Below are 22,616 nucleotides of genomic sequence, written 5' to 3' on the forward strand. Positions count from 1 at the left end.
CTCAGGCGCTGAGGAAGACGTTCTTGGTCTCGGTGAAGGCGGCCAGCGCGTCCGGTCCGAGCTCGCGGCCCAGCCCGGACTGCTTGAACCCGCCGAAGGGGGTCCAGTAGCGCACGCTGGCGTGCGAGTTGACGGACAGGTTGCCGGCGGCCACGGCCCGGGACATACGCAGCGCGCGGGAGACGTCCCGGGTCCAGATCGAGCCGGACAGGCCGTAGGGCGTGGCGTTGGCGAGGCGCACTGCGTCCTCCTCGTCGCGGAACGGCACGACCACGGCCACCGGACCGAACACCTCCTCGACCGCGGCCCGGTCCTGCGGGTCGCGTTCCAGGACGGTGGCCGGATACCAGAAGCCCTTGCCCTGCGGCGCGGTGCCCCGGATGGCCGCCGGGGCGTCCTCGGTGACGTAGGAGCGGACCCGTTCGCGCTGGGCCGCCGAGATGAGCGGGCCCATGGAGGTGCCGGCCTCGGTGGGGTCGCCGCAGGTGAAGGCGTGCACGGCCGGTTCCAGTCGGGCCATGAAGTCGTCGTACACGTCGGCCTGCACCAGGATGCGGCTGCGGGCGCAGCAGTCCTGGCCGGCGTTGTCGAGGAACGAGCCGGGCGCCGCGGCCGCGGCCTGTGCCAGGTCGGCGTCCGCGAAGACGATGTTGGGGCTCTTGCCGCCCAGCTCCAGCGTCACCCGCTTCACCTGCTCCGCGCAGGCCGCCATGATCGACTTGCCGACGGCGGTGGAACCGGTGAAGACGACCTTGGCGACGCCGGGGTGGTCCACCAGTGCCGCTCCCGCGACGGACCCGGCCCCGGGCAGCACCTGGAAGAGGCCTTCGGGCAGTCCGGCGGCGAGCGCCAGTTCGGCCAGCCGCAGCGCGGTCAGCGGGGTGGTCTCGGCCGGCTTGAGCAGCACCGCGTTGCCGGCCGCCAGGGCCGGTGCGCTGCCCCAGGCCGCGATCGGCATGGGGAAGTTCCAGGGCGCGATCACCGCGACCGTGCCCAGGGGTTCCTGGAAGGTGATGTTGACACCGCCGGCGACCGGGATCTGGTGGCCGGTGAGGCGTTCCACACCGCCGGCCGCGTAGTCGAGGAGGTCGCGGACGTTGCCGGCCTCCCAGCGGGCGGCGGAGACCGGATGTCCGGCCTCGCGGACCTCCAGTCGGGCCAGTTCCTCCAGGTGCTCGTCGACGACGGTGGCGAAGCGCCGCAGCAGTCGGGCCCGGTCACCGGGAGGGAGCGCCGCCCAGGCGGGCTGGGCGGCGGCGGCCCGCCGTACGGCGGCGTCCACGTCCTGCGGGGTGCTCGCCGGCACGGTGGCCAGCAGCTCCTCCGTGGCCGGGTTGAGCACCCGGTGCTCGGTGGGGGCGGGGTGTGCGGGGGTGGGCTGAGTACGCAAGGGGTGCGGTCCTCACATGCGTTCGAAGGAGCGGAAGCGCTCCCAGTCGGTCACGGCGGTGTCGTAGGCGTCGGTCTCGGTGCGGGCCATGTGGAGGTAGTGCTCCACGACCTCGTCGCCGAACGCGGCGCGCGCCAGCTCGCTGCGCTCCCACAGGTCGGCGGCGTCGCGCAGCGTGGTGGGGACCCGTTCGGCGTCGCCCCGGTAGGCGTTGCCGGTGCACGGCTCGGGCAGTTCGAGCTGCTGCTCCACGCCGTGCAGTCCCGCGGCGATCATCCCGGCCACCGCCAGGTACGGGTTGACGTCGCCGCCGGGCAGCCGGTTCTCCATGCGGTGGCCGCGTCCGTGTCCGATGACCCGGTAGGCGCAGGTGCGGTTGTCCGGCCCCCAGGCGACGGCCACCGGCGCGAAGGAGCCGGGGCGGAACCGCTTGTAGGAGTTGATGTTGGGGGCGTAGAGCAGGGTGAACTCGCGCAGCGCGGCGAGCTGCCCGGCGAGGAAGTGCCGCATGGTGGCGGACATGCCGTGCGGGTCGGTGTCGTCGGCCAGCACGGGCGCGCCCGCCTCGTCGAGCAGCGAGAGGTGGATGTGGCAGGAGTTGCCCTCGCGCTCGTCGTACTTCGCCATGAAGGTGAGGGCCTGGCCCTCCTGCGCGGCGATCTCCTTGGCGCCGGTCTTGTACACCGCGTGCTGGTCGCAGGTGGTGAGCGCGTCGTCGTAGCGGAAGGTGATCTCGTGCTGGCCGAGGTTGCACTCCCCCTTCGCCGACTCCACCGTCATGCCGGCGGCGCCCATCTCGTTGCGGATGCGGCGCAGCAGCGGTTCGACACGGCCGGTGCCCAGCACCGAGTAGTCGACGTTGTACTGGTTGACCGGGGTCAGGCCGCGGTAGCCGGCGTTCCAGGCGGCCTCGTAGCTGTCCCGGAAGACGATGAACTCCAGCTCGGTGCCCGCGTACGCCCGCCAGCCGCGTTCGGCGAGCCGGTCGAGCTGGCGGCGCAGTATCTGCCGCGGTGAGGCGACCACGGGCGAGCCGTCGTGCCAGGCGAGGTCCGCGGTGAGCATGGCCGTGCCTGGATGCCAGGGCGTGCGGCGCAGCGTGGCAGGGTCGCCGTGCATGGCGAAGTCGCCGTAGCCGCGTTCCCACGACGCCATGGCGTAGCCCTCGACGGTGTTGAGGTCGACGTCGACGGCGAGGAGGTAGTTGCAGCCCTCGGTGCCGTGGTCGAGGACGTCGTCGAGGAAGTGGCGTGCGGCGAAGCGCTTGCCCTGGAGCCGCCCCTGCATGTCGGTGAAGGCGAGTACGACGGTGTCGATGTCACCGATGTCGACCAGGCGCCGCAGCTCGCCGACGGTGAGCGGGGGCGTGCGGTCTGCCGGGGGGAATGCCGTGTGTTCTGCCACCAAGGGCCTCCTGTTCGAGCCGCCGGACGCCTTAAGGTAGTGGGAAATACCTTTGCATGGGAAGGGGCGCGATGGAGTCGGGCCGGGCAGTGGACGGCCCCGCGGGGAGCGGGGACGTGGCAGCGGGGGGCACCCCGGCCGGGGCACCGCCGGACGCGGCAGGCGGGCGGACGCACCAACGGCCCGACGCCGAAGACCGGTTGACGCCCGTGCTGCGCCCGGTACGGGCCGGCAGCGGTTTCGAGGAGGCGCTTGAGCAGATACTCCAGGTGATCCGGCTCGGCCTGGTGCCCGGCGGCGGGCGGCTGCCCGCGGAGCGGGAGCTGGCCGAGCGGCTCGGCATCAGCCGGGTGACGCTGCGGGAGGTGCTGCGGGTGCTCTCCGACCAGGGCCTGGTGGAGAGCCGCCGGGGCCGCTACGGCGGCACCTTCGTGCTGCCGCGGCCGCTGCCCGCCGCGCCGGCCCGGGCCCTGCGCGACCGGGCGGAGCCGGCCGAGCTGGAGGACGCGCTGCGCTTCCGCGAGGTGCTGGAGACCGGCGCCGCCGAGCTGTGCGCGGCCCGGGAGCTGACGGCGGCCGAGGCGGAGCGGCTGCGTGCGGCGCTGGCCGCCACCGGAGACGCGGCCCTGGACGACTACCGCAGGCAGGACACGCTCTTCCACCTCACGCTCGCCGAGCTGTCCGGCTCCCCCACCCTGCACACGCAGTACGCGGCCGTCCGGGCCAGGGTCAACGACCTGCTGGACTGCATCCCGCTGCTGGTCCGCAACCTGGAGCACGCCCAGCAGCAGCACGCCGCCGTGGTCGACGCCGTGCTGGAAGGGGACGCGGACGGGGCCCGGGAGGTGGCGCGGGAGCACTGCGCGGGCACCGCGGCGCTGCTCCGGGGCTTCCTGGCCTGACCTGCGCACGACCGGGCGGGCGCACCGAGGGACGCTGGGCGACGCGAGGGGGGCGCGACGCGATGGGCGGCGGGCAGCCGTTACTGCGGTTTAACGCACAGGGGTTGCGCCGGAGCCGGGTCGCACACAAAGGTATGGCCCCACACCAATGGTTTCGGCAGAGCGGGAGCGACCCATGGCCGAGGGAACCGACACATCCACCACCACCGGGGCCGGTCCGTCCCCCTCGGGCACGGACGGCTATCTGCAGCGCCGAACGCTGCGCCGCGGCACCGCCGGCTGGCTGCTGCTGACCGGCCTGGGCGTCGCCTACGTCGTCTCCGGCGACTACGCGGGCTGGAACTTCGGCCTCGCCGAGGGCGGCTTCGGCGGCCTGGCCATCGCCACCGTGCTGATGGGCCTGATGTACACCTGCCTGGTCTTCTCGCTCGCCGAGCTGTCGTCGGTGCTGCCGACCGCGGGCGGCGGCTACGGCTTCGCCCGCCGGGCGCTGGGCACCTGGGGTGGCTTCCTGACCGGCACCGCCATCCTGATCGAGTACATCCTCGCTCCCGCCGCCATCTCGGTGTTCATCGGCGGCTACGTCGAGTCGCTCGGGCTGTTCGGCCTGGAGTCGGGCTGGCCGGTCTACCTCGCGTGCTTCGTCATCTTCATCGGCGTGCACCTGTGGGGCGTCGGTGAGGCGCTGCGCTTCAGCTTCGTCGTGACCGGCATCGCGGTCATCGCGCTGCTCGTCTTCTCCGCCGCCGCCCTCACCCACTTCGACGCCGGTTCGCTGACCGACATCGCCGTCGACTCCGAGGCTCTCGGCTCCAACTCGTGGCTGCCGTACGGGCTGCTGGGTATCTGGGCCGCGTTCCCGTTCGGCATGTGGTTCTTCCTCGGCATCGAGGGCGTGCCGCTCGCCGCGGAGGAGACCCGCGACCCGGTGCGCACCATGCCCAAGGCGATGGGCCTGGCCATCGGCATCCTGGTGCTGCTCGCCGTCCTCACCCTGCTGCCGGCGGCCGGGGCCGCGGGCTCCGACGCCATCAAGGACGTGGACAACCCGCTGGTCGCCGCACTCCAGGCCGCCACCGGCGGCGAACCGACGACGCTCAGCCGCTTCGTCAACTACGCGGGCCTGGCCGGGCTGGTGGCCTCGTTCTTCGCTCTGATCTACGCCGGGTCCCGGCAGCTGTTCGCGCTGTCCCGGGCCGGCTACCTGCCGAAGTTCCTCTCCTTGACCAGCCGCCGCAAGGCCCCCTACCTGGGGCTGCTGGTGCCCGGCGCGATCGGGTTCACCCTGGCCGCGGCGACCGGCGACGGCGCGCTGATGCTGAACATCGCGGTGTTCGGCGCGGCGGTCTCCTACGTGCTGATGTCGCTGTCGCACATCGTGCTGCGCCGCCGCGAACCCGGCCTGCACCGCCCCTACCGCACTCCCGGCGGCCTGCTGACCTCGTCGGTCGCCTTCGTCCTGGCCTGCACCGCGGTGGTGGCCACCTTCCTCGTCGACCCGCGGGCGGCAGGCATCGCGTTCCTGCTGTACCTGGTCGCCGTCGGCTACTTCACCTTCTACTCGCGGCACCGGCTGGTGGCCGCCGCGCCGGAGGAGGAATTCGCCGCTCTGGCGGAGGCCGAGGCAGAGTTGGAACGCGACTGATCCGGAGGTACCCGTGTCCACACCCCTTGTCGGAATCACCACCTACCTGGAGGCGTCAGCCCGCTGGGGCGTGTGGGAACTGCCCGCCGCGCTGCTGCCCGCCGGATACCACCGGCTGGTGCAGCGGGCGGGCGGGCTGGCCGCGATGCTCCCGCCCGACGAGGCGCCCGGCGCCGCCGAGGCGGTGGTGGCCCGGCTCGACGCCCTGGTGGTGTCCGGCGGCCCCGACGTGGAGCCGGTCCACTACGCCGCCGAGCCGGGCCCGCACACCGGTCCGCCGGCGCGGGAGCGCGACCGGTGGGAGCTGGCCCTCATCCGGGCCGCGCTGGACGCCGGGCTGCCGCTGCTGGGCGTCTGCCGCGGCATGCAGCTGCTCAACGTCGCGCTGGGCGGCACGCTCGTCCAGCACGTCGAGGGGCACGGCGGACCGCCCGGCCGGTTCGCGGCCCATCCGGTGACGGTGGTGGCGGACAGCACGCTCGGCCGGGTCCTGGAGGGCCGGGTGAGCGTGCCCAGTTACCACCACCAGGCGGTGGATCGGCTGGGGCGCGGTCTGCGGGTGTGCGCGCACGCCGAGGACGGCACCGTGGAGGCGGTAGAGCTGGCCGGCACGGACCGCTTCGCGGTGGGCGTGCAGTGGCACCCGGAGGCCGGCGACGACCTGCGGGTCATGTCAGCGCTGCTCGCAGCGCGTCGCCCAGCACGGCCGGAGCCCGTACCAGCGACGGGCCGTACCAGGTGAGGTGACGTCCGTCGACCAGCGCGCAGGGCAGCCCGGGGAACGCCTCCGGGCCGTCCTCCGCGGTGAAGCGGTACGGCTCGTCCGGCAGCACCACCAGGTCCGCCCCGCAGCCGTTCAGCTCGGCGAGCGGCAGCGCCGGGTAGCGCTCGGGGTGGTCCTGCCACACGTTGGCCACCCCGAGCCGGGCGAGCACGTCGGCGGCGAAGGTGTCCCGGCCAAGCACCATCCACGGACGGCGCCACACCGGCACCACCGCGCGTACGGGGGCCGCCGGCCGCACGTCCCGCCAGGCCGCGCGGGCCTCGTCCAGCCAGCGCGGCCGGGGCAGGCCGCAGCCGCGGGTCAGCACCCGGTCCAGCTCGGTGAAACCCTCGTCGAGGGTGCGGATGCGGGTGACCAGCACCTCCAGTCCGGCCGCGCGCAGCGCGTCCAGGTCGGCGGGCCGGTTCTCCTCCTCGTTGGCGAGGACGAGGTCGGGGGCCAGCCGAACGATCCGCTCCACGGCCGGGTTCTTGGTACCGCCGACGCGGGTCGCGTCCAGGCCGGCGGGGTGGCTGCACCAGTCGGTGGCCCCCACCAGCAGGCCGGGCCCGGTCTCGGCGACCGCCTCCGTCAGGGACGGCACCAGCTAGACGACCCGCGGCGCACTCACGCGGCCGGTTCCGGCTCGGCGTGCAGCGTGCCCGCCCCGGTGACGCTGATGCCGGTGGTGTCGCCCGGGCGCAGCGCGACCGGGCCGGGGTGCCGCACGTCGACCGTGCCGGGCACACCCTCGACGGCCACCGACACCAGCGCGTCGTGGCCGTAGAAGCACACGTCGCGGACCGTGCCGCGGGCCGCGGCCCCGTCCGGCCCGGTAAGCGCCAGCTGCTCCGGTCGCAGCACCACGGTGCCGCTGAGTCGCGACCCCGCACCGCCGGTGAGCGGCACCCGGCCCAGCGCGGTGGCCGCCGTCTTGCCCTCGACCCTTCCCGCGAGCAGCACGGCGTCGCCCACGAAGGACGCCACCCAGGTGTCGGCCGGCTGCCGGTAGACCTCCTCGGGAGTGCCGCACTGCGTCACCCGGCCGCGGCGGACCACCGCGACCAGGTCGGCGGTGGACAGGGCCTCCTGCTGGTCGTGGGTGACCATGACGGCGGTGGCACCGGCAGCCCGCAGGGCGGCGCGCACGTCCGCCCGCAGGCCCGCCCGGAGCGCGCTGTCGAGCGCGTTGAACGGCTCGTCCAGCAGCACCAGCGCCGGGCTGGGCGCCAGTGCGCGGGCGAGTGCCACCCGCTGCTGCTGGCCGCCGGAGAGTTCGTGCGGCATGCGGTGCCCGTAGCCGCCCAGCCCCACCAGCTCCAGCATCTCCTCGGTGCGGGCGGCGCGTGCGGCGCGGGAGGTGTGCGAGCGCCCGGTGAGGCCGAAGGCGACGTTGCGGGCGGTGCTCAGGTGCGGGAACAGCGCGCCCTCCTGCGCGACGATGCCGATGCTGCGGCGCTCCGGCGGCAGGTTCACGCCGGGCCCGCACACGACGCGGTCGCCGACGGTGACGGTGCCGGCGTCCGGGCGCAGGAAGCCGGCCACGACCCGCAGCAGCGTGGTCTTGCCGCAGCCGGACGGGCCGAGCACGGCCGCGAGCCGCCCGGCGGGCACGGTGAGGTCGAGGCCGTCGAGCACGGCGGGGCCGGGCCCGTAGGACTTGCGCAGCGCGCTGATCCGCAGAGCGGTCACGGGCGGTGCCTCCCCAGGAGATAGGCCGGAACGGCGGCGATGAGGACGAGCGCGGCGGCGTAGGGCGCGGCGCCCGCGTAGGCGGACAGTGCGGTCTGCGACCACAGGCGGGTGGCGAGGGTGTCCATGCCGGTCGGCCGCAGCAGCAGTGTCGCCGGCAGCTCCTTCATGATGACCACGAAGGTGAGGGCGGCGCCGGCGGCGACCCCGGGCGCGGCCAGCGGCACGGTGATCTCGCGCAGTACCCGCAGCGGAGAGCGGCCCAGCGAGCGGGCGACGTCCTCCAGCACCGGCGGCGCCTGGAGCACCGCGGCACGGGTGGCGCCCACCGCGAGCGGCAGGAAGAGCACCGCGTAGGCGGCGAGAAGCAGCGGCAGCTGCTGGTAGAGCGGGTAGGCGTAGCGCACCGAGAAGAAGACCAGCGCCAGGGCGACGGTGATGCCGGGCAGGGCGTGCCCGGCGTAGGCGGCCTGCTCCAGCAGTTGTGCGGTCCGGCCGCGGTAGCGGGCGGCGATCACCCCGACGGGCAGGGCGAGCGCGGTGGTCAGGGCTGCACCGGCGGCAGCCACGGTGACGGTGTTGAGCGCGGTCTCCAGCAGGCGGGGCGCGTCCCAGGTGGCGGTGTTGCCGACCGCGATCCAGTAGCCGAGCGTGGCGAGCGGGAAGCCGACGGCCGCCGCCGCGACGGTGCCGCACCACAGCTGTGCGGGCAGCGCGTGCCGGCCGAGCGGCACCCGGAGGGGCGGGCGGGAGGTGCCGCGCCCGGTGCGGGAGTGCCCGGCCCGCCCCCTGGTGCGGACCTCCGCCAGTACCAGGGTGATGGTCAGGGCCACCAGCACGCAGCCGAGCACCGCTGCGGGGGTGCGGTCGAAACTGGCCCGGTAGGAAGTGTGGACGGCCCGGGTGAACGTCTCGTACCGCATGATCGACACGGCGCCGAAGTCGGAGAGCACGTAGAGGGCCACCAGCAGTCCGCCGCCCGCTGCGGCCGGGCGCAGCTGCGGCAGGGTGACCCGCCGGAACGTCTGCCAGGGGCCGTTCCCGAGGGAGCGGGCGGCCTCCTCCTGCTCGGGGTCGATGCCGCGCAGCGTGGCGGCCACCGGCAGGTAGACGTAGGGGAAGCAGGCCAGGGTGAGTACCAGGGCCGCGCCGGTGAAGCCCGCCAGTCCGGGCAGCGCGGACACCCAGGCGAAGGCCGCGACATAGCTGGGGACGGCGAGCGGCAGCGTCGCCAGCACCGCCCACAGGCGCAGTCCGGGCAGCCGGGTGCGCACCGTCAGCCAGGCGAGCGAGACCCCCAGCAGCAGGCAGCCCGCGACGACCACGGCGGCCAGGCCGGTGCTGCGGGCCAGCAGTTCCAGGGTGCGCTGGTCGGCGGCGATGTCCCAGGCGTAGCCGGGCCCGTGCTCCAGGGCGCGGACGCCGAGGTAGCCCAGCGGCAGCAGGGCCAGGGCCGCGGCCAGCGCCGCCGGCACGGCGAGCACGGCCGGGGGCCTGCGCCTGCCGCGCCGGTGCCCGGCCGGCGCTTGCGCGCCGGCCGGGCGGGTGGTGGTGCTCATTCCGGGTCAGACCATTCCGACGTCTTTGAGCATCTCCAACGTCTGCTCGAGCGAGTCGAGTTCGGTCAGGTCGATGTCCGGTCCCTTGAGGGTGTCCAGGGCGGGCAGGCCCTCGACCGGGCTCTCGACTCCGCTCGCCAGCGGGTACTCCTTCGTCTGCTCGGCGAAGTAGGTCTGGCCCTCCTTCGACAGGAGGAAGTCGGCCGCCTTGCGTGCGGTCTCGCTCTGGTCGCCCTGCAGCACGCCGACACCGGCGACGTTGACCAGCGCCCCGGGGTCGCCGGCGCGCAGGAACTTCAGTGCGGAGTTGAGCTTGTCCTCGCCGACCTCGGAGGCCTTCTCGTACCAGTAGTAGTGGTTGATCAGCCCGAGGGAGACCTCGCCGGCGTCCACGGCGTCGCGCACGGCGCCGTTCTTCTCGTACGGCTTGGCGTCGTTGGCCTTGAGGTCGGTCAGCCACTTGCGGGTGCGGTCCTCACCCTCGGAGACCCTCATGGCGGTGACGAAGGCGTGGAAGGAGGCGTTGGTCGGGGCGTAGCCCACCTTGCCCTTCCACTCCGGCTTGGTGAGGTCCAGGACGCTGTCGGGGACCTCGTCCGTCTCGACCTGGTCGGTGTTGTAGATGAGGACGCGGGACCGGCCGGAGACGCCGACCCAGTCGCCCTTGCCGCCGCGGTAGGTGGAGTCGACCTTGTCGAGGGACTTCTGCGGCAGCTTCTCCAGCATTCCGGCCTTGGACAGCGCACCGAGCGCGCCGGCGTCCTGGGCGAAGAACAGCCCGGCCTTGGTGCGGTCGCCCTCTTCGAGGATCTGCGCGGCGAGTTCGGCGCTGTCGCCGTACCGGACCTCGACGTCGGTGCCGGTGGCCTTCTCCAGTTGCTCCAGCAGCGGCGCCACGAGTTCCTCGTCCCGGCCGGAGTAGACGACCAGTCGGGACGTCCCACCGTCGGTCGCGGAGGTGCCGGCGGACTTGTCGGAACTGTCGTTCCCGCAGGCGGCGGTGGCGGGCAGCAGCACCGCCACCGCGGCGAGCGCCGCGAGCCGTGGTGCGGACTTCTGTCGCATCTGGGTGCCTTTCCGTCTGCCCGCCGTGCCGGACACGGGACTGCGGTCCGGCGGGCGGGAGGGTTCTCATTGAGCACCCTATGGTTAAGGTAATCCTTACCTAAGTGTCAACACGGGGCAAAAATCGTGCTGTCCCCGTGACGTGTGTGAGCCGCCGCACAACCCGCCGCACAACCGTGCGCCCCGGCGCCGACCGGGGTCGGCGCCGGGGGCGCGTGCCTCACGTACCTGTCTGCGAGGGCGCCTGCGAACGTGCCTGCCGTCAGGGCTTCTTGCCCAGCGTGACCGGCTTGCCGTCGGCGTCTCCGCCGCCGCGTCCGCCACCCTCGGAGGAGGCGGACCCGTTCTCCAGGCCCTCCTCGATGGCGGCGACCGCCTGGTCCACGATGCGCTCGTGCTGCCTGCGGCGGCGAGCCGCCAGAAAGGCCTGCCGCTCCTGGTGGAAGGACTTCAGGGTCGCCACGCACATCCCGATCATGACCACGCTGAACGGCAGCGCGATGATGATCGCCATGGTCTGGAGCGTGGTCAGCGCGTCGCCTCCGGTGCCGCTGGCGACCAGCAGCGCGATGGCGACCAGTCCCTCCGCGGCGGCCCAGAAGACCCGGCTCCACACCGGCGGCTCCGGGTCGCCGCCGGAGGCGAGCATGTCCACCACGTAGGAGCCGGAGTCGGAGGAGGTCACGAAGAACAGCACGATCAGCAGAATCGTCACGCCGGCGAAGAAGGTCCCGCCGGGCAGGGTGCCGAGCAGCTGGAACAGCGCGCTGTCGGTGACCACCGATCCGTCCTCGCCGACGATCCCGCCGTCCTGGAACATCTCGTTGTACAGGCCGCTGCCGCCGAAGACCGAGAACCAGAAGAAGGTCAGAAGGGTCGGCACCAGCAGCACGCCGCACACGAACTCGCGCACGGTCCGGCCGCGCGAGATACGGGCGATGAAGATACCGACGAAGGGGGCCCAGGAGATCCACCAGCCCCAGTAGAAGACCGTCCAGCCGTTGACCCAGTCGGTTCCCTCCTGGCCCTGCGAGGCGCCGGTGTCGAAGCTGAGACCGAGGATGTTCTGCAGGTACGCGCCGATGTTCTCCACGAAGTCGCCGAGGATGAACAGCGTGGGGCCGGCGATCAGCACGAAGAGCATGATCAGCGCGGCCAGGCCCATGTTGATGTTGGACAGCCACTTGATGCCCTTGCCGATGCCCGTCACCACGGACACGGTGGCGATCAGGGTGATGCCGATGATCAGCGCCACCTGGAGTCCCTTGCCGGGTGAGTCGACCCAGCCGTTGAACTCCATGCCCGCGGCGATCTGCATGACACCGAAGCCGAGTGAGGTGGCCACACCGAAAACGGTTCCGACGACGGCGACCACGTCGATCAGGTCACCCCACCGGCCCCTGATCCGGTCGCCGAGGATCGGCTCCAGCGCCCAGCGGATGGACACCGGGCGCCCCTTGCGGTGCACCGCGTAGGCGACGGCCAGGCCGACGACGACGTAGATGGCCCACGGGTGGATTCCCCAGTGCAGGAACGTCTGCACCATGGCGAATTCGGCCCGCTCGGCCTCTCCGGTACCCACTCCCGGCTTCGGGCTGCCGTAAAAGCTCAAGGGCTCGGCGACGCCCCAGAAGACCAGGCCGATGCCCATTCCGGCGGCGAAGAGCATCGACAGCCAGGACCCGAGGCCGAACTCCGGCTTCTCGTCGTCCTTACCGAGCTTGATGTCACCGAAACGGCCGACGCCGACCCACAGCGCGAATACCACGAACAGCGAGACAAGAATGATGTAGTACCAGCTGAGACCGCCGATGACCTCGCTGTTGACCGTGCTGACCGTGTTCTTCGCCGACTCCCGGAAGACGACGGCCCACAGGACGAAAGCGAGGATGACAAGAGCGGCAGGATAGAAGACACGCGGTGCGATCGACGGCTTGCGCGCCGCCATGGGTTGTCGGGGGGTATCCGGAGTGTCACTCGGCGCGTTTGCTGGCTGCTTCGCGGGCACGTGCGGCTTCCTTCTCTTTCGAGGGCAGGCGACTGGCAAGCTGGGGGCTCACGCCCCGAGTGGCCATGCCTGCCCCCAAATTATGAACCCACGCGTCACGAACTCGCATCCGGCGATCCGCCGCAGGGCCCGGCGGCAGCCGGGGTGCGGCATGATCGGAGGGTGACGACACCCTCCGATGGCGCCGCCCCCCGGCTGATGCTCCTCGACACCGCGTCCCTGTACTTCCGCGCCTACTTCGGCGTGCCGGAGTCCGTCCGCGCACCCGACGGCACCCCGGTGAACGCGGTCCGCGGCCTGCTGGACTTCATCGCCCGACTGGTACAGGACCACCGCCCGGACCACCTGGTGGCCTGCATGGACGCCGACTGGCGGCCCGCCTGGCGGGTGGCGCTCATTCCCACCTACAAGGCCCACCGGGTGGCCGAGCAGCACGACGGCGGCCCCGACACCGAGGAGACCCCGGACACCCTGGCGCCGCAGGTGCCGATCATCGAGGCGGTGCTGGACGCCCTCGGCATCGCCCGGGTGGGCGTACCCGGCTACGAGGCCGACGACGTGATCGGCACCCTGAGCCGCCGTGCCGCCGGACCGGTGGACATCGTCACCGGCGACCGGGACCTCTTCCAGCTGGTGGACGACACCGCCGGGGTGCGGGTGCTCTACCCGGTGAAGGGCGTGGGCACACTGGCCGTCTTCGACGAGGACGCGCTGCGGGACAAGTACGGGGTGGACGGCGCCGGTTACACGGACCTGTCGCTGCTGCGCGGCGACCCGAGCGACGGCCTGCCCGGTGTCCCCGGTGTGGGCGAGAAGACGGCGGCGAAGCTGCTCGCGCAGTTCGGCGACCTGGCCGGCATCATGGCCGCCGTCGACGATCCCGCGAGTCGGCTGACGCCCGCGCAGCGCAGGCGGCTGGACGAGTCCCGCCCCTATCTGGCGGTCGCACCGCAGGTCGTCCGGGTGGCGGACGCCCTCACCCTGCCGCCCTTCGACCCGGAGTTGCCGGGCCGGCCCGCCGACCCGGAGGCGGTGGCGGCGCTGGGCAGCCGCTGGGGACTGGGAGGTTCGTTGCAGCGGGTGGTGACCACTCTCGCCTCATAGAGCCGCTCCCGCCTCGCAGCCCCATCCGACGGACTGCTAGGTTAGGGTCACCTAACCTAGCAGTGCCCGGGAGGTACCGTGCCAGAGCGACCGGCCCGCAACAAGCCCCGCGTCCGCAGGGCGACCGTACTCCGGACCCAGCAGCTCAGCCCGCACATGGTCCGGGTGGTGCTGACCGGACCCGAGCTGGAGGGCTTCCCCGTCGGCGGGCACAGCGACGCCTACGTCAAGCTGGTGTTCCCCCGCCCCGGCACCGAGCTGCCCGAGCCGTTCGACCTGGCACAGGTCCGCGAGGAGCTGCCCCGGCACCGGTGGCCGGTGACCCGCACCTACACGGTGCGCCGTTGGGACGCCCAGACCGCCGAGCTCACACTCGACTTCGTGGTGCACGGCGAGGAGGGCATTGCCGGCCCCTGGGCGGCGGGTGCCAAACCGGGCGACGTGGTGCACCTGCTGGGCCCCGGCGGCGGTTACGCACCGAGCCGGGAGTCCGACTGGCACCTGCTCGCCGGCGACGAGAGCGCACTGCCGGCGATCGCCGCCGCCCTGGACCGGCTTCCGGCGGACGCTTCCGCCCGGGTCCTGATCGAGGTGGCGGGACCGGCGGAGGAGCAGCGGCTCACCGCCCCGCCCGGCGCCGAGGTGGTGTGGCTGCACCGCGAGGGCGCCCCGCCCGGTCGCCTGCTGGTGGACGCCGTGCGGGCGCTGGACTTCCCCGAAGGCCGGGTCCAGGCCTTCGTGCACGGAGAGGCCGGCTTCGTGAAGGAGTTGCGGCGCCACCTGCGACTGGACCGCAACCTGCCCCGCGAGCTGCTGTCGGTCTCGGGCTACTGGCGGGCCGGCCACGACGAGGACGGCTGGCAGGCGTCCAAATCCCAGTGGAACGCCCAGGTCGAGGCCGAGCAGGAGACAGCGGCGACGCCGGCCGCCCCCTGACCGCTCGACCGGCTCCCGACCGCGTCGCACTGCCTCTCACCCCGCCGCCCTGGCCGCACCGAAACCAGCCCCGCCAAGGGCTCAGCAGTCGTCGGCGGGCGGCGCCGCGCGCGGAACGCCTTCGCCGAACTGCCCGGCGGAGGCGTTCCGCTGGGCCAGCCGGCGCAGCGCGCCCAGCGCGCTGTCACCCAGCAGCGTGCCGACCACCACGGCCTCGGCCATCGCCGCCGTGGACCCGACGTCCGCCACCGAGGCCAGATCCGCACGGGCGATGAGTTCGCTCGCGGCCGCGTACTCCTCCAACCGGTCCGCGAAGGACGTGTATCCCAACCGGTGCATCGCCGCGATCGCCTCGACGAGCACCCGGGCGGACGGGTGCTCGGAAGACACTGCCCAGCCGAGCCCGTCGAGCAGGGCGGTCACCCGCCCGGCCGCCGCCCGGTGGGCCTCGTCCAGCTCTCCCCCGCCGTTCGCCCCGTCCGGTACCGGGCGGGTGATGCTGTGCTGCACCACACCGAGCGCCTTGTGCACGGGCCGGTCGGCCTCCGACACCGCCTGCACGACCTCGCGCACCCGGCCGACGGAGACGCCGCCGACCTCGATGAGCGCCCGGATCAGCCGCAGTCGGCGCTCGTGCTCGGCGCCGTAGCTGGCCTGGTTCGGCCGGCTCAGCTCTCCGGGCGGCAGCAGTCCCTCGCGGACGTAGTACTTGATCGTGGGCACGGACACGCCGGTCCGCCTGCTGAGTTCACCGATGCGCATGCAGTGATCATCCCCGGCCGGCGCCGACGAGGCGAGTGCCCTTGTGTACCCGCTCGACACTATGGATAGTACCCCTATCCATTAACGGATACTTCTACTATCCATTCAGCTGCCGGTCCCGCCACGGGGTGCGGGACCGGCGCCCGGGCCGCCCGTCAGCCGACGGAGGAGTAGGCGACAACACCGCGGCGCATCGCCTCGACCGCCTTGCGGGCGTTCGCCGACACCGTGCTCCCCTCGGGAGCGGCGGCGGCGAGCTGGCCCAGCACGTCGATGACCTGCTTGCACCAGCGCACGAAGTCACCAGCCGGCATCTCGGCCTCGCGCAGCACCGCGTCCAGCTCGTGCCCCTCCGCCCAGCGGTAGGTGGCCCAGGCGAACCCGAGATCGGGCTCGCGCTGGCCGACGCCCTCGGCCTGGTTGATGCGGTGCTGCTCCTCCAGCGCGTCCAAGCGCCCCCAGATGTGCACCATCTCGCCGAGCGCCGTCCGGGCCGCACCACCGGGCACCTTCGGCGGCATCGCGTCGTCTGCCGAGCGGGCCTCGTAGACCAGCGCGGAGGCGCAGGCCGCCAGCTCGGCGGGCGGCAGGCCGTCCCACACCCCTTCCCGCAGGCACTCGGCCGCCAGCAGGTCCAGCTCGCCGTAGAGCCGGGCCAGCCGCTTGCCGTCCTCGGTGACCTCGTCGCCTCGCAGGTACGCAAGGTCCGACAGCAGTGCGTACACCCGGTCGAAGGTGCGGGCGATGGTGTTCGTCCGGCCCTCGATGCGCCGCTCCAGCTGGCGGGTGTCGCGGGTCAGCCGGTGGTAGCGCTCGGCCCAGCGGGCGTGGTCCTCCCGCTCGTCGCAGCCGTGGCACGGGTGGGCCCGGATCTCCGTCCGCAGCCGTGCCAGCTCGGCGTCGTCGGCAGCCGCCGCACGCTGCTGCTTGCGGCGGCGCTGCGGCGATGCGCCGTCCAGGGCCGCGCCCGCCCGGCTGCGCAGAGTCGAGGCGAGATCCCGGCGCGACTGCGGGCTGCGGGCGTTGAACGACTTCGGGACGCGCATCCGGTCCAGCGCCTCCACGGGCACGGGGAAGTCGATGCCGGCCAGCCGCTTCACCTGGCGCTGCGCGGTGAGCACCAGCGGCCGCGGCCCGTCGTGCACTTCGTGGCCCCCGTGGCCGGGGCTGCGCCCGGCGGGCAGACCCGGGTCGAGCACCAGGGCGAGACCGGCGTACTTGCCGGTGGGCACCTCGATGATGTCGCCCGCCCGGAGCTTCTCCAGGGACGCCGCCGACTGCGCCCGGCGCTGCACCACGCCCTGCTTGGCGAGTTCCGTCTCCCGGTCCTTCAGCTTGCGGCGCAGCCGCGCGTACTCCTCGAAGTCGCCCAGGTGGCAGGTCATGGCCTCGCGGTAACCGGCCACGCCCTCCTCGTTCTTCTGCACCTGGCGCGAGATGCCGACCACCGAGCGGTCGGCCTGGAACTGTGCGAAGGACGTCTCCAGCAACTCGCGTGAGCGGTGCCGGCCGAACTGGCCGACCAGGTTGACGGCCATGTTGTACGACGGCCGGAAGGAGGACCGCAGCGGATAGGTGCGGGTACCGGCCAGACCGGCGAGCGCGCCCGGGTCCATGCCTCGCTGCCAGAGCACCACGGCGTGGCCCTCGACGTCGATGCCGCGCCGCCCGGCCCGCCCGGTCAGCTGGGTGAACTCGCCGGGGGTGATGTCGGCGTGCTGCTCGCCGTTCCACTTCACGAGCTTCTCCAGCACCACCGAGCGGGCGGGCATGTTGATGCCCAGCGCCAGCGTCTCGGTGGCGAAGACCGCCTTCACCAGGCCGAGGGTGAACAGCTCCTCCACGACCTCCTTGAAGGTCGGCAGCATGCCGGCGTGGTGGGCGGCGATGCCCCGCTCCAGCCCCTCCAGCCACTCGAAGTAGCCCAGGACGTGCAGGTCCTCGTCGGGGATGGAGGCGGTGCGGCGCTCGGTGATCTCCCTGACCCGCTCGCGCTCGGCGGTGTTGTTGAGCCGCATGCCCGCGTACAGGCACTGCTGCACCGCGGCCTCGCAGCCGGCCCGGCTGAAGACGAAGGTGATGACGGGCAGCAGGCCCTGAGAGTCCAGCCGGTCGATCACCTCGGGACGGCTCGGCGTCCAGATCCGGGACCGCTGACGGCGTTCACGCTCGCGGTCCGCCTCCCGCACGTCCCGGCCGCGTCGCCGCTCCCGCGGCCCGGCCACCCGGCTGTTCTCCATCCGGGCCATCCGCACCAGGTCCGGGTTGACCTCGCGCTTTCCGCCCTTCTCCTCGAACAGGTCGTACAGCCGCCGGCCGGCCAGCACGTGCTGCCACAGCGGGACCGGGCGGTGCTCGGAGACGATCACCTGGGTGTCGCCGCGCACGGTGTCCAGCCAGTCCCCGAACTCCTCCGCGTTGGAGACCGTCGCGGAGAGGGACACCAGGGTCACCGAGTCGGGCAGGTGGATGATCACTTCCTCCCACACGGCGCCGCGGAACCGGTCGGAGAGGTAGTGCACCTCGTCCATGACCACGTAGCCCAGGCCGCGCAGCGCCTGCGAGCCGGCGTACAGCATGTTCCGCAGGACCTCGGTGGTCATCACGATCACCGGCGCGTCCGCGTTGACGCTGTTGTCGCCGGTGAGCAGCCCGACCTGTGCGGCACCGTACCGCTTCACCAGGTCGTTGAACTTCTGGTTGGACAGCGCCTTGATCGGCGTGGTGTAGAAGCACTTGCGGCCCTGGGTGAGGGCCAGGTGGACGGCGAACTCGCCGACGATCGTCTTTCCGGAACCGGTCGGTGCGGCGACCAGCACGCCCTTACCCGACTCCAGCGCCCTGCAGGCGTCGAGCTGGAAGGGGTCGAGCTCGAAGTCGTACATCTCGCGGAAAGGGGCCAGCGCGGTGGCCTGCTCGGCTGCGCGCCGACGGGCGGCGGCGTAGCTCTCGGCAGGGGACATGTCCTCGGTCATCGTGGACCGAGCCTACCGGCCACCCCCGACAACCCACACGATCTTTACCGGCGCCCCGCCACGCCGGCGCCCCACGGCCGGAGCGGCACGCGGGGCGCGTCGGGTGAGCGGGTGGGACGGGCGCGGAGCCCGGGGCCGGCCGGTCAGGTCGCGTCGTCGTAGCCGCCGCGGCGCGGGATGCCGTCGTCGCCCTGCTGCTCGGTGAGCGGGCCGCTCGGGGCCACCGGCTCCGGGGTCAGGTCCAGGTCGGACGCCTCGTTGTCGCTGATCGCGGCCTCGGTGTCCCGGGCCAGCCGGCGGCGGTCGTTGAAGAGCGAGAAGGCGACCGCGCCGAAGTACAGGGCGGTGATGGGTACGGCCAGTACCAGCATGGACAGCGGGTCGGTCGGGGTGACGACCGCGGCGAACACGGCGATGCCCATGACCATGCCCCGCCACCAGCTGAGCATGCGCTGCCCGGTCAGCACCCCGCCGAGGTTCAGCAGGACGAGCACCAGGGGAAGCTGGAAGGCCAGGCCGAAGGCGAGCACCAGCTTGACCGAGATGTCGACCATGTCGTCGACGGTGATCAGGTTGGTCGAGCCGTCGAGGCTGAAGCTGAGCAGCACCGGCACGGCGTGCGGCAGCACCCACCACGCGAGGTAGGCGCCGACCAGGAACAGCGGGGTGCCGAAGGCCACCGTGGACAGCGCGTACTTCTTCTCGTTCCGGTGCAGGCCGGGAGCGAGAAACGCCCACATCTGGTAGAGCCAGACCGGCGCGGCGGCCACCAGGGCGGCGATCAGCGCCACCTTGACGTAGGTGGTGAAGGGCGAAGTGAGGCCGATCTGGGAGAGCACGGCGCATCGACCGCCCTGCCGGGCCGCCTCCGCCTCCGTGGCGCAGACAGGCACGGGGTCGGTGATGAACTCCCCGATGTCCTTGGCGAAGAACAGGGCGACGATCATCAGCGGCACGATGGCCAGCAGCGCCTTGACCAGCCTGTTGCGCAGCTCCCGCAGATGCTCGACCAGAGGCATCCGGCCCTCGGGATCGCTGGGCTCGGCCTTCTTGCGGGCGGACTTGAGCAACCCACGTCCTCGTCTCGTGGGGCGGCCGGCTGGCGGCGCGGCGGCCCGGAACCTGTGGTGTGAACCGAGTGGGCCGGTCAGCCCTGGTTGGTGTGCTTCGGCTCCTCGACAGGGCGCGAGCTGCTGACGTCACCGGGGGCGGCCTTGATCGTCCGGGGCGCGGTGGTCTCCTCCGCGGTGCCGGACTTGGCGCCGTCCGCCGTGTTGCTCTCGTTCTTCATGGCCGCGGTCTCGCTCTTGAGGATGCGCAGCGACTTGCCGAGGGCACGAGCGGTGTCGGGCAGCCGCTTGGCGCCGAAGATCAGCACGATGAGGCCGATGATGATGACGAGCTGCCAGATTCCGATCTGACCGGGCATGAGTGCCTACCTTCTCACCGAGGCCATGTGGATGTTGCCGGGGCGGCCGTGCGGCCAGGTGTCCGACCGTCGTCCGGGCAGTCATCGTAACGCGCGGGGGTAAACACCGGGCAATGCCCGTGCGTCCCCCTGGCCACGGCTTCCCCCGCCTGGCCGTTTGGTCGCCTGTCCAGGGCCCTGAGGCCGCCGGGACGGTACGGGCGGGCCGCCGCCCTCAGCTGCGGCGCTGCCCGTCGGCCGGGGCTCCGGCTCGTCCGGCCAGCGGCACGGCGGCCCGTTCCAGGTCCTCCGCAGCCCGCGTGATGCGTTCCGCGCTGTCCCCGACGGCGGCCGAGAAGCGGCGGACCTCCAGGGCCACCCGTACGGCCAGCACGCCCAGCACCGCGATACCGCAGAAGGCGAGTGTGAGGAAGAACATCGGCCAGAGCATGGGTCGAGCGTAGCCGAGGCCCGCGGCGCCGATCGGAAGGACCCGATCGGCGCCGCCGTCGCGGCCGGTCCCGTCGGTCAGTGGTCGTAGGCGGCCAGTGCCGCCTGCGCCGCGCGGCGCGCGCTGTCGGCCAGCTCGGACGGCGCGGTGATCCGCCCGTCCTGCCCCAGCCGCAGGGCCAGGCGGCGCAGCGACGCCGGGTCGGGGGTGCGCAGCGTGATGCGCAGGCCGCCGTCGGGCAGTTCCTCGGCGCTGTCGTGCGGGTAGTACTCCGCGACCCAGCGTCCGCCCGGCCCCACCTCGACCACCACCTCCGGGTCGTCCGCGGAGGGCTGGACCAGGCCCTCGGACAGGTCGCGCGGGGTCACTGACGGCGGGTCTGCGGGCTCGTCGAGCAGGCGGATCTCCGCGACGCGGTCGAGCCGGAAGGTGCGCCTTGCCTCCGAGAGCCTGCACCACGCCTCCATGTAGGTGTGGCCGAGGACGAAGAGGCGGACCGGGTCCACCTCGCGTTCGGTCAGCTCGTCCCGCGCCGGGGAGTAGTAGCGCAGCCACAGGCGGCGGCGTTCGGCGATGGCCCGGTCGACGTCGGCGAAGACGCCGCCCTCGGACTCGAAGGTCACCGACAGGCGGGAGCTTGCGCCCGCGTTCTCCCCGGCGGCCGTCTCCAGCTTGGCGGTGGCCCGCAGCAGGGCCTCCCGGTCCCCGGCCCGCAGCCCCGGCAGGGTGGCGACGGCGCGGGCCGCGACGAGCAGCGCGGTGGCCTCGTCGGCGGCGAGTCGCAGCGGCTCACCGGTGGAGTCGCTGGCCTCCGCGTTGTGCCACCAGATGTGCTCGCCGTCGGTGTCGATGTCCAGCAGGTCCCCGCCGCGGAAGCTGGTGCCGCACATCGGCAGCACGTGCAGGTCGGAGATCAGCTCGTCGGGGGTGATGCCGAAGGCGCGGGCGACCTCGTCGACCCTCGCCCCCGGGCGCTCCCGCAGGTACGTCACCAGGGACAGCAGTCGCCTGGTCTGGTCGATGGCGTTGGCAGCCATGCCGGTCCTCCCCCTCAGCCCTTGGCCACGGCGCGCAGCCGGTCCACGACGTCGGCCCGCAGCTCGGCCGGTTCCAGCACCACGACGTCGGGCCCGAACTCGACCAGCCAGGCGTCCAGGCCGTGCCCGTACGGGATCTCCAACTCCTCCCAGCCGTCGCCGAGATCGCGCACCTCGCCGGCCCGGGCGCGGAGCGGGTAGCCGGCACCCCGGCGCAGCCGGATGCGCGCGGTGGCCGTCGCGGACTCCCCCGCCCAGCGCTCGACCGTCTCGCGCACCCGTACCTGGTCGGGCACCTCGGCCGTGTACGCGCCGGCCCGGGAGCGCACGGGGCCGGTGATGCGGGAGAGCCGGAAGACACGTTCGGCACGGCGGTCCCGGTCCCAGCCGGCGAGGTACCAGTGCCCGCGCCAGCACTCCAGGATCCACGGCTCGACCTGACGCTTCTGCGGGTGCGGGGAGTTGGACCTGCGGTACTCGAAGACGACCGGGCGCCGGTCCCGGCAGGCGAGCATCAGCGGCTCGAACGCGGCCTCGTGTGCCGGGATGCGCGGTTCGAGGCTGCCGTACCCGCCGTAGGGGTCGTCGGCCAGCGGCATGCCGGCCGCCCTCAGCTTCTGCAGGGCGCCGCTGGCCGCGCCGGCGAGCCTCGCCTGCTGCCAGACCTTGGCGGCGACGCCGAGGGCGGCTGCCTCCGCCGGGTCCAGGGTGATCGCCGGCAGCCGGTTGAGGTCCCGCCGGGCCTGGTAGGCGGCTTCGCCCTCCAGGTTCTCCACCGTGTCGATGACCAGGCCGAGTTCACGCAGATCGTCCTTGTCGCGTTCGAACATCCGGTTGAACGCGTCGTCGCTGCCCGCTTCCAGGTAGGCCTCTATGGAGGTCCTCAGCTCCCGTTTGGTCAGCGGGCGACGGGTCCCGAGCAGGCACAGTGCGAGGTTCATCAACCGCTCGGCCTTGGCGATGGCCATCGAAGCCTTCTTTCTGGCAGGTCCCGACCGATGACCGTACCGCTACCTGACCGGGGTGCCAAAACGCGTTCAACGGAGCCCGGGCCCGGCCCCCGCCTGGTAGCGGGGGCCGGGCCCGGGTACGGGTGCGCCGCGCCCTCGGGGCACGGGACTGGTCAGACCGCCACCAGGTCGCAGACGAAGATCAGGGCCTCGTTGGGCTTGATCACGCCGCCCCCGGCGCCGCGCTCGCCGTAGGCGAGGTGCGCCGGGATGGTCAGCCGGCGGCGACCGCCGACCTTCATGCCCTGCACGCCCTGGTCCCAGCCGGCGATGACCTGGCCGACGCCCAGCTGGAACTGCAGCGGCGTGCCGCGGTTCCAGGAGGCGTCGAACTCCTCGCCGGTGCTGAAGGCCACACCGACGTAGTGCACTGACACGGTGTCACCGGCCTGGGCGACGGGGCCGTCGCCCTCCCAGATGTCCTTGATCTCCAGGTCGGCCGGCGGCTCGCCCTCGGGGAAGTCGACCTCGGGCTTCTCGATGCTCACGAATTGCTCCTAGCAGA

20 protein-coding genes are annotated in these 22,616 nt (G+C 72.8%); 5 read left to right on the forward strand and 15 right to left on the reverse strand.

The window, feature by feature from the left end; all coding sequences use genetic code 11:
- Window position 1 precedes the first annotated feature (1 nt).
- Together QNO07_RS08765 and QNO07_RS08770 are read right to left on the reverse strand one after the other, a co-directional pair.
- Window positions 2–1,390 carry an aldehyde dehydrogenase family protein gene (locus QNO07_RS08765; RefSeq protein ID WP_283991113.1) on the reverse strand — a complete coding sequence of 463 codons (1,389 nt, stop codon included), beginning with the start codon at window positions 1,388–1,390 and terminating at the stop codon, window positions 2–4.
- Between the two features lie 12 nt (window positions 1,391–1,402).
- Complete coding sequence (locus tag QNO07_RS08770) at window positions 1,403–2,794, reverse strand: glutamine synthetase family protein (protein WP_283991114.1); 1,392 nt, start codon at window positions 2,792–2,794, stop codon at window positions 1,403–1,405.
- 71 nt (window positions 2,795–2,865) lie between these two features.
- On the opposite strand from QNO07_RS08770, the gene QNO07_RS08775 reads away from it, so the two are divergent.
- From QNO07_RS08775 to QNO07_RS08785, 3 genes are all read left to right on the forward strand, one after another.
- Window positions 2,866–3,696 carry a FadR/GntR family transcriptional regulator gene (locus QNO07_RS08775; RefSeq protein WP_502961804.1) on the forward strand — a complete coding sequence of 277 codons (831 nt, stop codon included), beginning with the start codon at window positions 2,866–2,868 and terminating at the stop codon, window positions 3,694–3,696.
- Between the two features lie 175 nt (window positions 3,697–3,871).
- A complete protein-coding gene (gene eat, locus QNO07_RS08780) occupies window positions 3,872–5,341 on the forward strand; it encodes an ethanolamine permease (protein WP_283991116.1) in 1,470 nt (489 codons plus the stop codon).
- A gap of 13 nt (window positions 5,342–5,354) precedes the next feature.
- A complete protein-coding gene (locus tag QNO07_RS08785; RefSeq protein ID WP_283991117.1) occupies window positions 5,355–6,083 on the forward strand; it encodes a gamma-glutamyl-gamma-aminobutyrate hydrolase family protein in 729 nt (242 codons plus the stop codon).
- Here QNO07_RS08785 and QNO07_RS08790 read toward each other — a convergent pair.
- The 5 genes from QNO07_RS08790 to QNO07_RS08810 all read right to left on the reverse strand — a co-directional run bounded on the left by QNO07_RS08790 (window position 6,010) and on the right by QNO07_RS08810 (window position 12,368).
- Window positions 6,010–6,711, reverse strand: a complete 702-nt coding sequence (locus QNO07_RS08790; protein WP_283991205.1) for a helical backbone metal receptor — start codon at window positions 6,709–6,711, stop codon at window positions 6,010–6,012. The genes QNO07_RS08785 and QNO07_RS08790 overlap by 74 nt on opposite strands.
- A 20-nt stretch (window positions 6,712–6,731) precedes the next feature.
- Complete coding sequence (locus QNO07_RS08795) at window positions 6,732–7,796, reverse strand: ABC transporter ATP-binding protein (protein WP_283991118.1); 1,065 nt, start codon at window positions 7,794–7,796, stop codon at window positions 6,732–6,734.
- Entirely contained in the window at window positions 7,793–9,355 is a 1,563-nt protein-coding gene (locus QNO07_RS08800; protein ID WP_283991119.1) for an ABC transporter permease, read from the reverse strand. Before QNO07_RS08800 ends, QNO07_RS08795 begins: the two co-directional genes overlap by 4 nt.
- A 6-nt stretch (window positions 9,356–9,361) precedes the next feature.
- Complete coding sequence (locus tag QNO07_RS08805) at window positions 9,362–10,420, reverse strand: iron ABC transporter substrate-binding protein (protein WP_283991120.1); 1,059 nt, start codon at window positions 10,418–10,420, stop codon at window positions 9,362–9,364.
- Window positions 10,421–10,682: 262 nt separating this feature from the next.
- Window positions 10,683–12,368, reverse strand: a complete 1,686-nt coding sequence (locus tag QNO07_RS08810) for a BCCT family transporter (RefSeq protein ID WP_283991121.1) — start codon at window positions 12,366–12,368, stop codon at window positions 10,683–10,685.
- A gap of 258 nt (window positions 12,369–12,626) precedes the next feature.
- Here QNO07_RS08810 and QNO07_RS08815 point away from each other — a divergent pair, with 258 nt between their 5' ends.
- Window positions 12,627–13,532 (forward strand): 5'-3' exonuclease, encoded by a 906-nt coding sequence (locus QNO07_RS08815; RefSeq protein ID WP_283991206.1) that lies wholly within the window; start codon window positions 12,627–12,629, stop codon window positions 13,530–13,532.
- A gap of 78 nt (window positions 13,533–13,610) precedes the next feature.
- Window positions 13,611–14,468: a siderophore-interacting protein gene (locus tag QNO07_RS08820; protein WP_283991122.1), complete on the forward strand. Its 858-nt coding sequence runs from the start codon at window positions 13,611–13,613 to the stop codon at window positions 14,466–14,468.
- 81 nt (window positions 14,469–14,549) lie between these two features.
- Here QNO07_RS08820 and QNO07_RS08825 read toward each other — a convergent pair whose 3' ends face one another.
- From QNO07_RS08825 to QNO07_RS08860, 8 genes are all read right to left on the reverse strand, one after another.
- Window positions 14,550–15,230: a MerR family transcriptional regulator gene (locus QNO07_RS08825; protein WP_283991123.1), complete on the reverse strand. Its 681-nt coding sequence runs from the start codon at window positions 15,228–15,230 to the stop codon at window positions 14,550–14,552.
- 155 nt (window positions 15,231–15,385) lie between these two features.
- Entirely contained in the window at window positions 15,386–18,205 is a 2,820-nt protein-coding gene (locus QNO07_RS08830) for a DEAD/DEAH box helicase (RefSeq protein ID WP_283991124.1), read from the reverse strand.
- A gap of 143 nt (window positions 18,206–18,348) precedes the next feature.
- Complete coding sequence (gene tatC / locus QNO07_RS08835) at window positions 18,349–19,275, reverse strand: twin-arginine translocase subunit TatC (RefSeq protein ID WP_283991125.1); 927 nt, start codon at window positions 19,273–19,275, stop codon at window positions 18,349–18,351.
- A gap of 77 nt (window positions 19,276–19,352) precedes the next feature.
- The gene (gene tatA, locus QNO07_RS08840) at window positions 19,353–19,634 is read right to left on the reverse strand and encodes a Sec-independent protein translocase subunit TatA (protein WP_283991126.1); all 282 of its coding nucleotides are present in this window, start codon (window positions 19,632–19,634) and stop codon (window positions 19,353–19,355) included.
- Between the two features lie 214 nt (window positions 19,635–19,848).
- Window positions 19,849–20,064 (reverse strand): hypothetical protein, encoded by a 216-nt coding sequence (locus QNO07_RS08845; RefSeq protein ID WP_283991127.1) that lies wholly within the window; start codon window positions 20,062–20,064, stop codon window positions 19,849–19,851.
- Window positions 20,065–20,141: 77 nt separating this feature from the next.
- Window positions 20,142–21,101 (reverse strand): helix-turn-helix transcriptional regulator, encoded by a 960-nt coding sequence (locus QNO07_RS08850; protein ID WP_283991128.1) that lies wholly within the window; start codon window positions 21,099–21,101, stop codon window positions 20,142–20,144.
- A gap of 14 nt (window positions 21,102–21,115) precedes the next feature.
- Window positions 21,116–22,069, reverse strand: coding sequence for a helix-turn-helix transcriptional regulator (locus QNO07_RS08855; RefSeq protein ID WP_283991129.1), 954 nt, complete (start codon window positions 22,067–22,069; stop codon window positions 21,116–21,118).
- Between the two features lie 155 nt (window positions 22,070–22,224).
- Window positions 22,225–22,599: an FKBP-type peptidyl-prolyl cis-trans isomerase gene (locus QNO07_RS08860; protein WP_283991130.1), complete on the reverse strand. Its 375-nt coding sequence runs from the start codon at window positions 22,597–22,599 to the stop codon at window positions 22,225–22,227.
- Window positions 22,600–22,616 lie beyond the last annotated feature (17 nt).

Source organism: Streptomyces sp. 549 (assembly GCF_030124175.1).
In the GTDB taxonomy this organism is placed as follows: domain Bacteria; phylum Actinomycetota; class Actinomycetes; order Streptomycetales; family Streptomycetaceae; genus Streptomyces.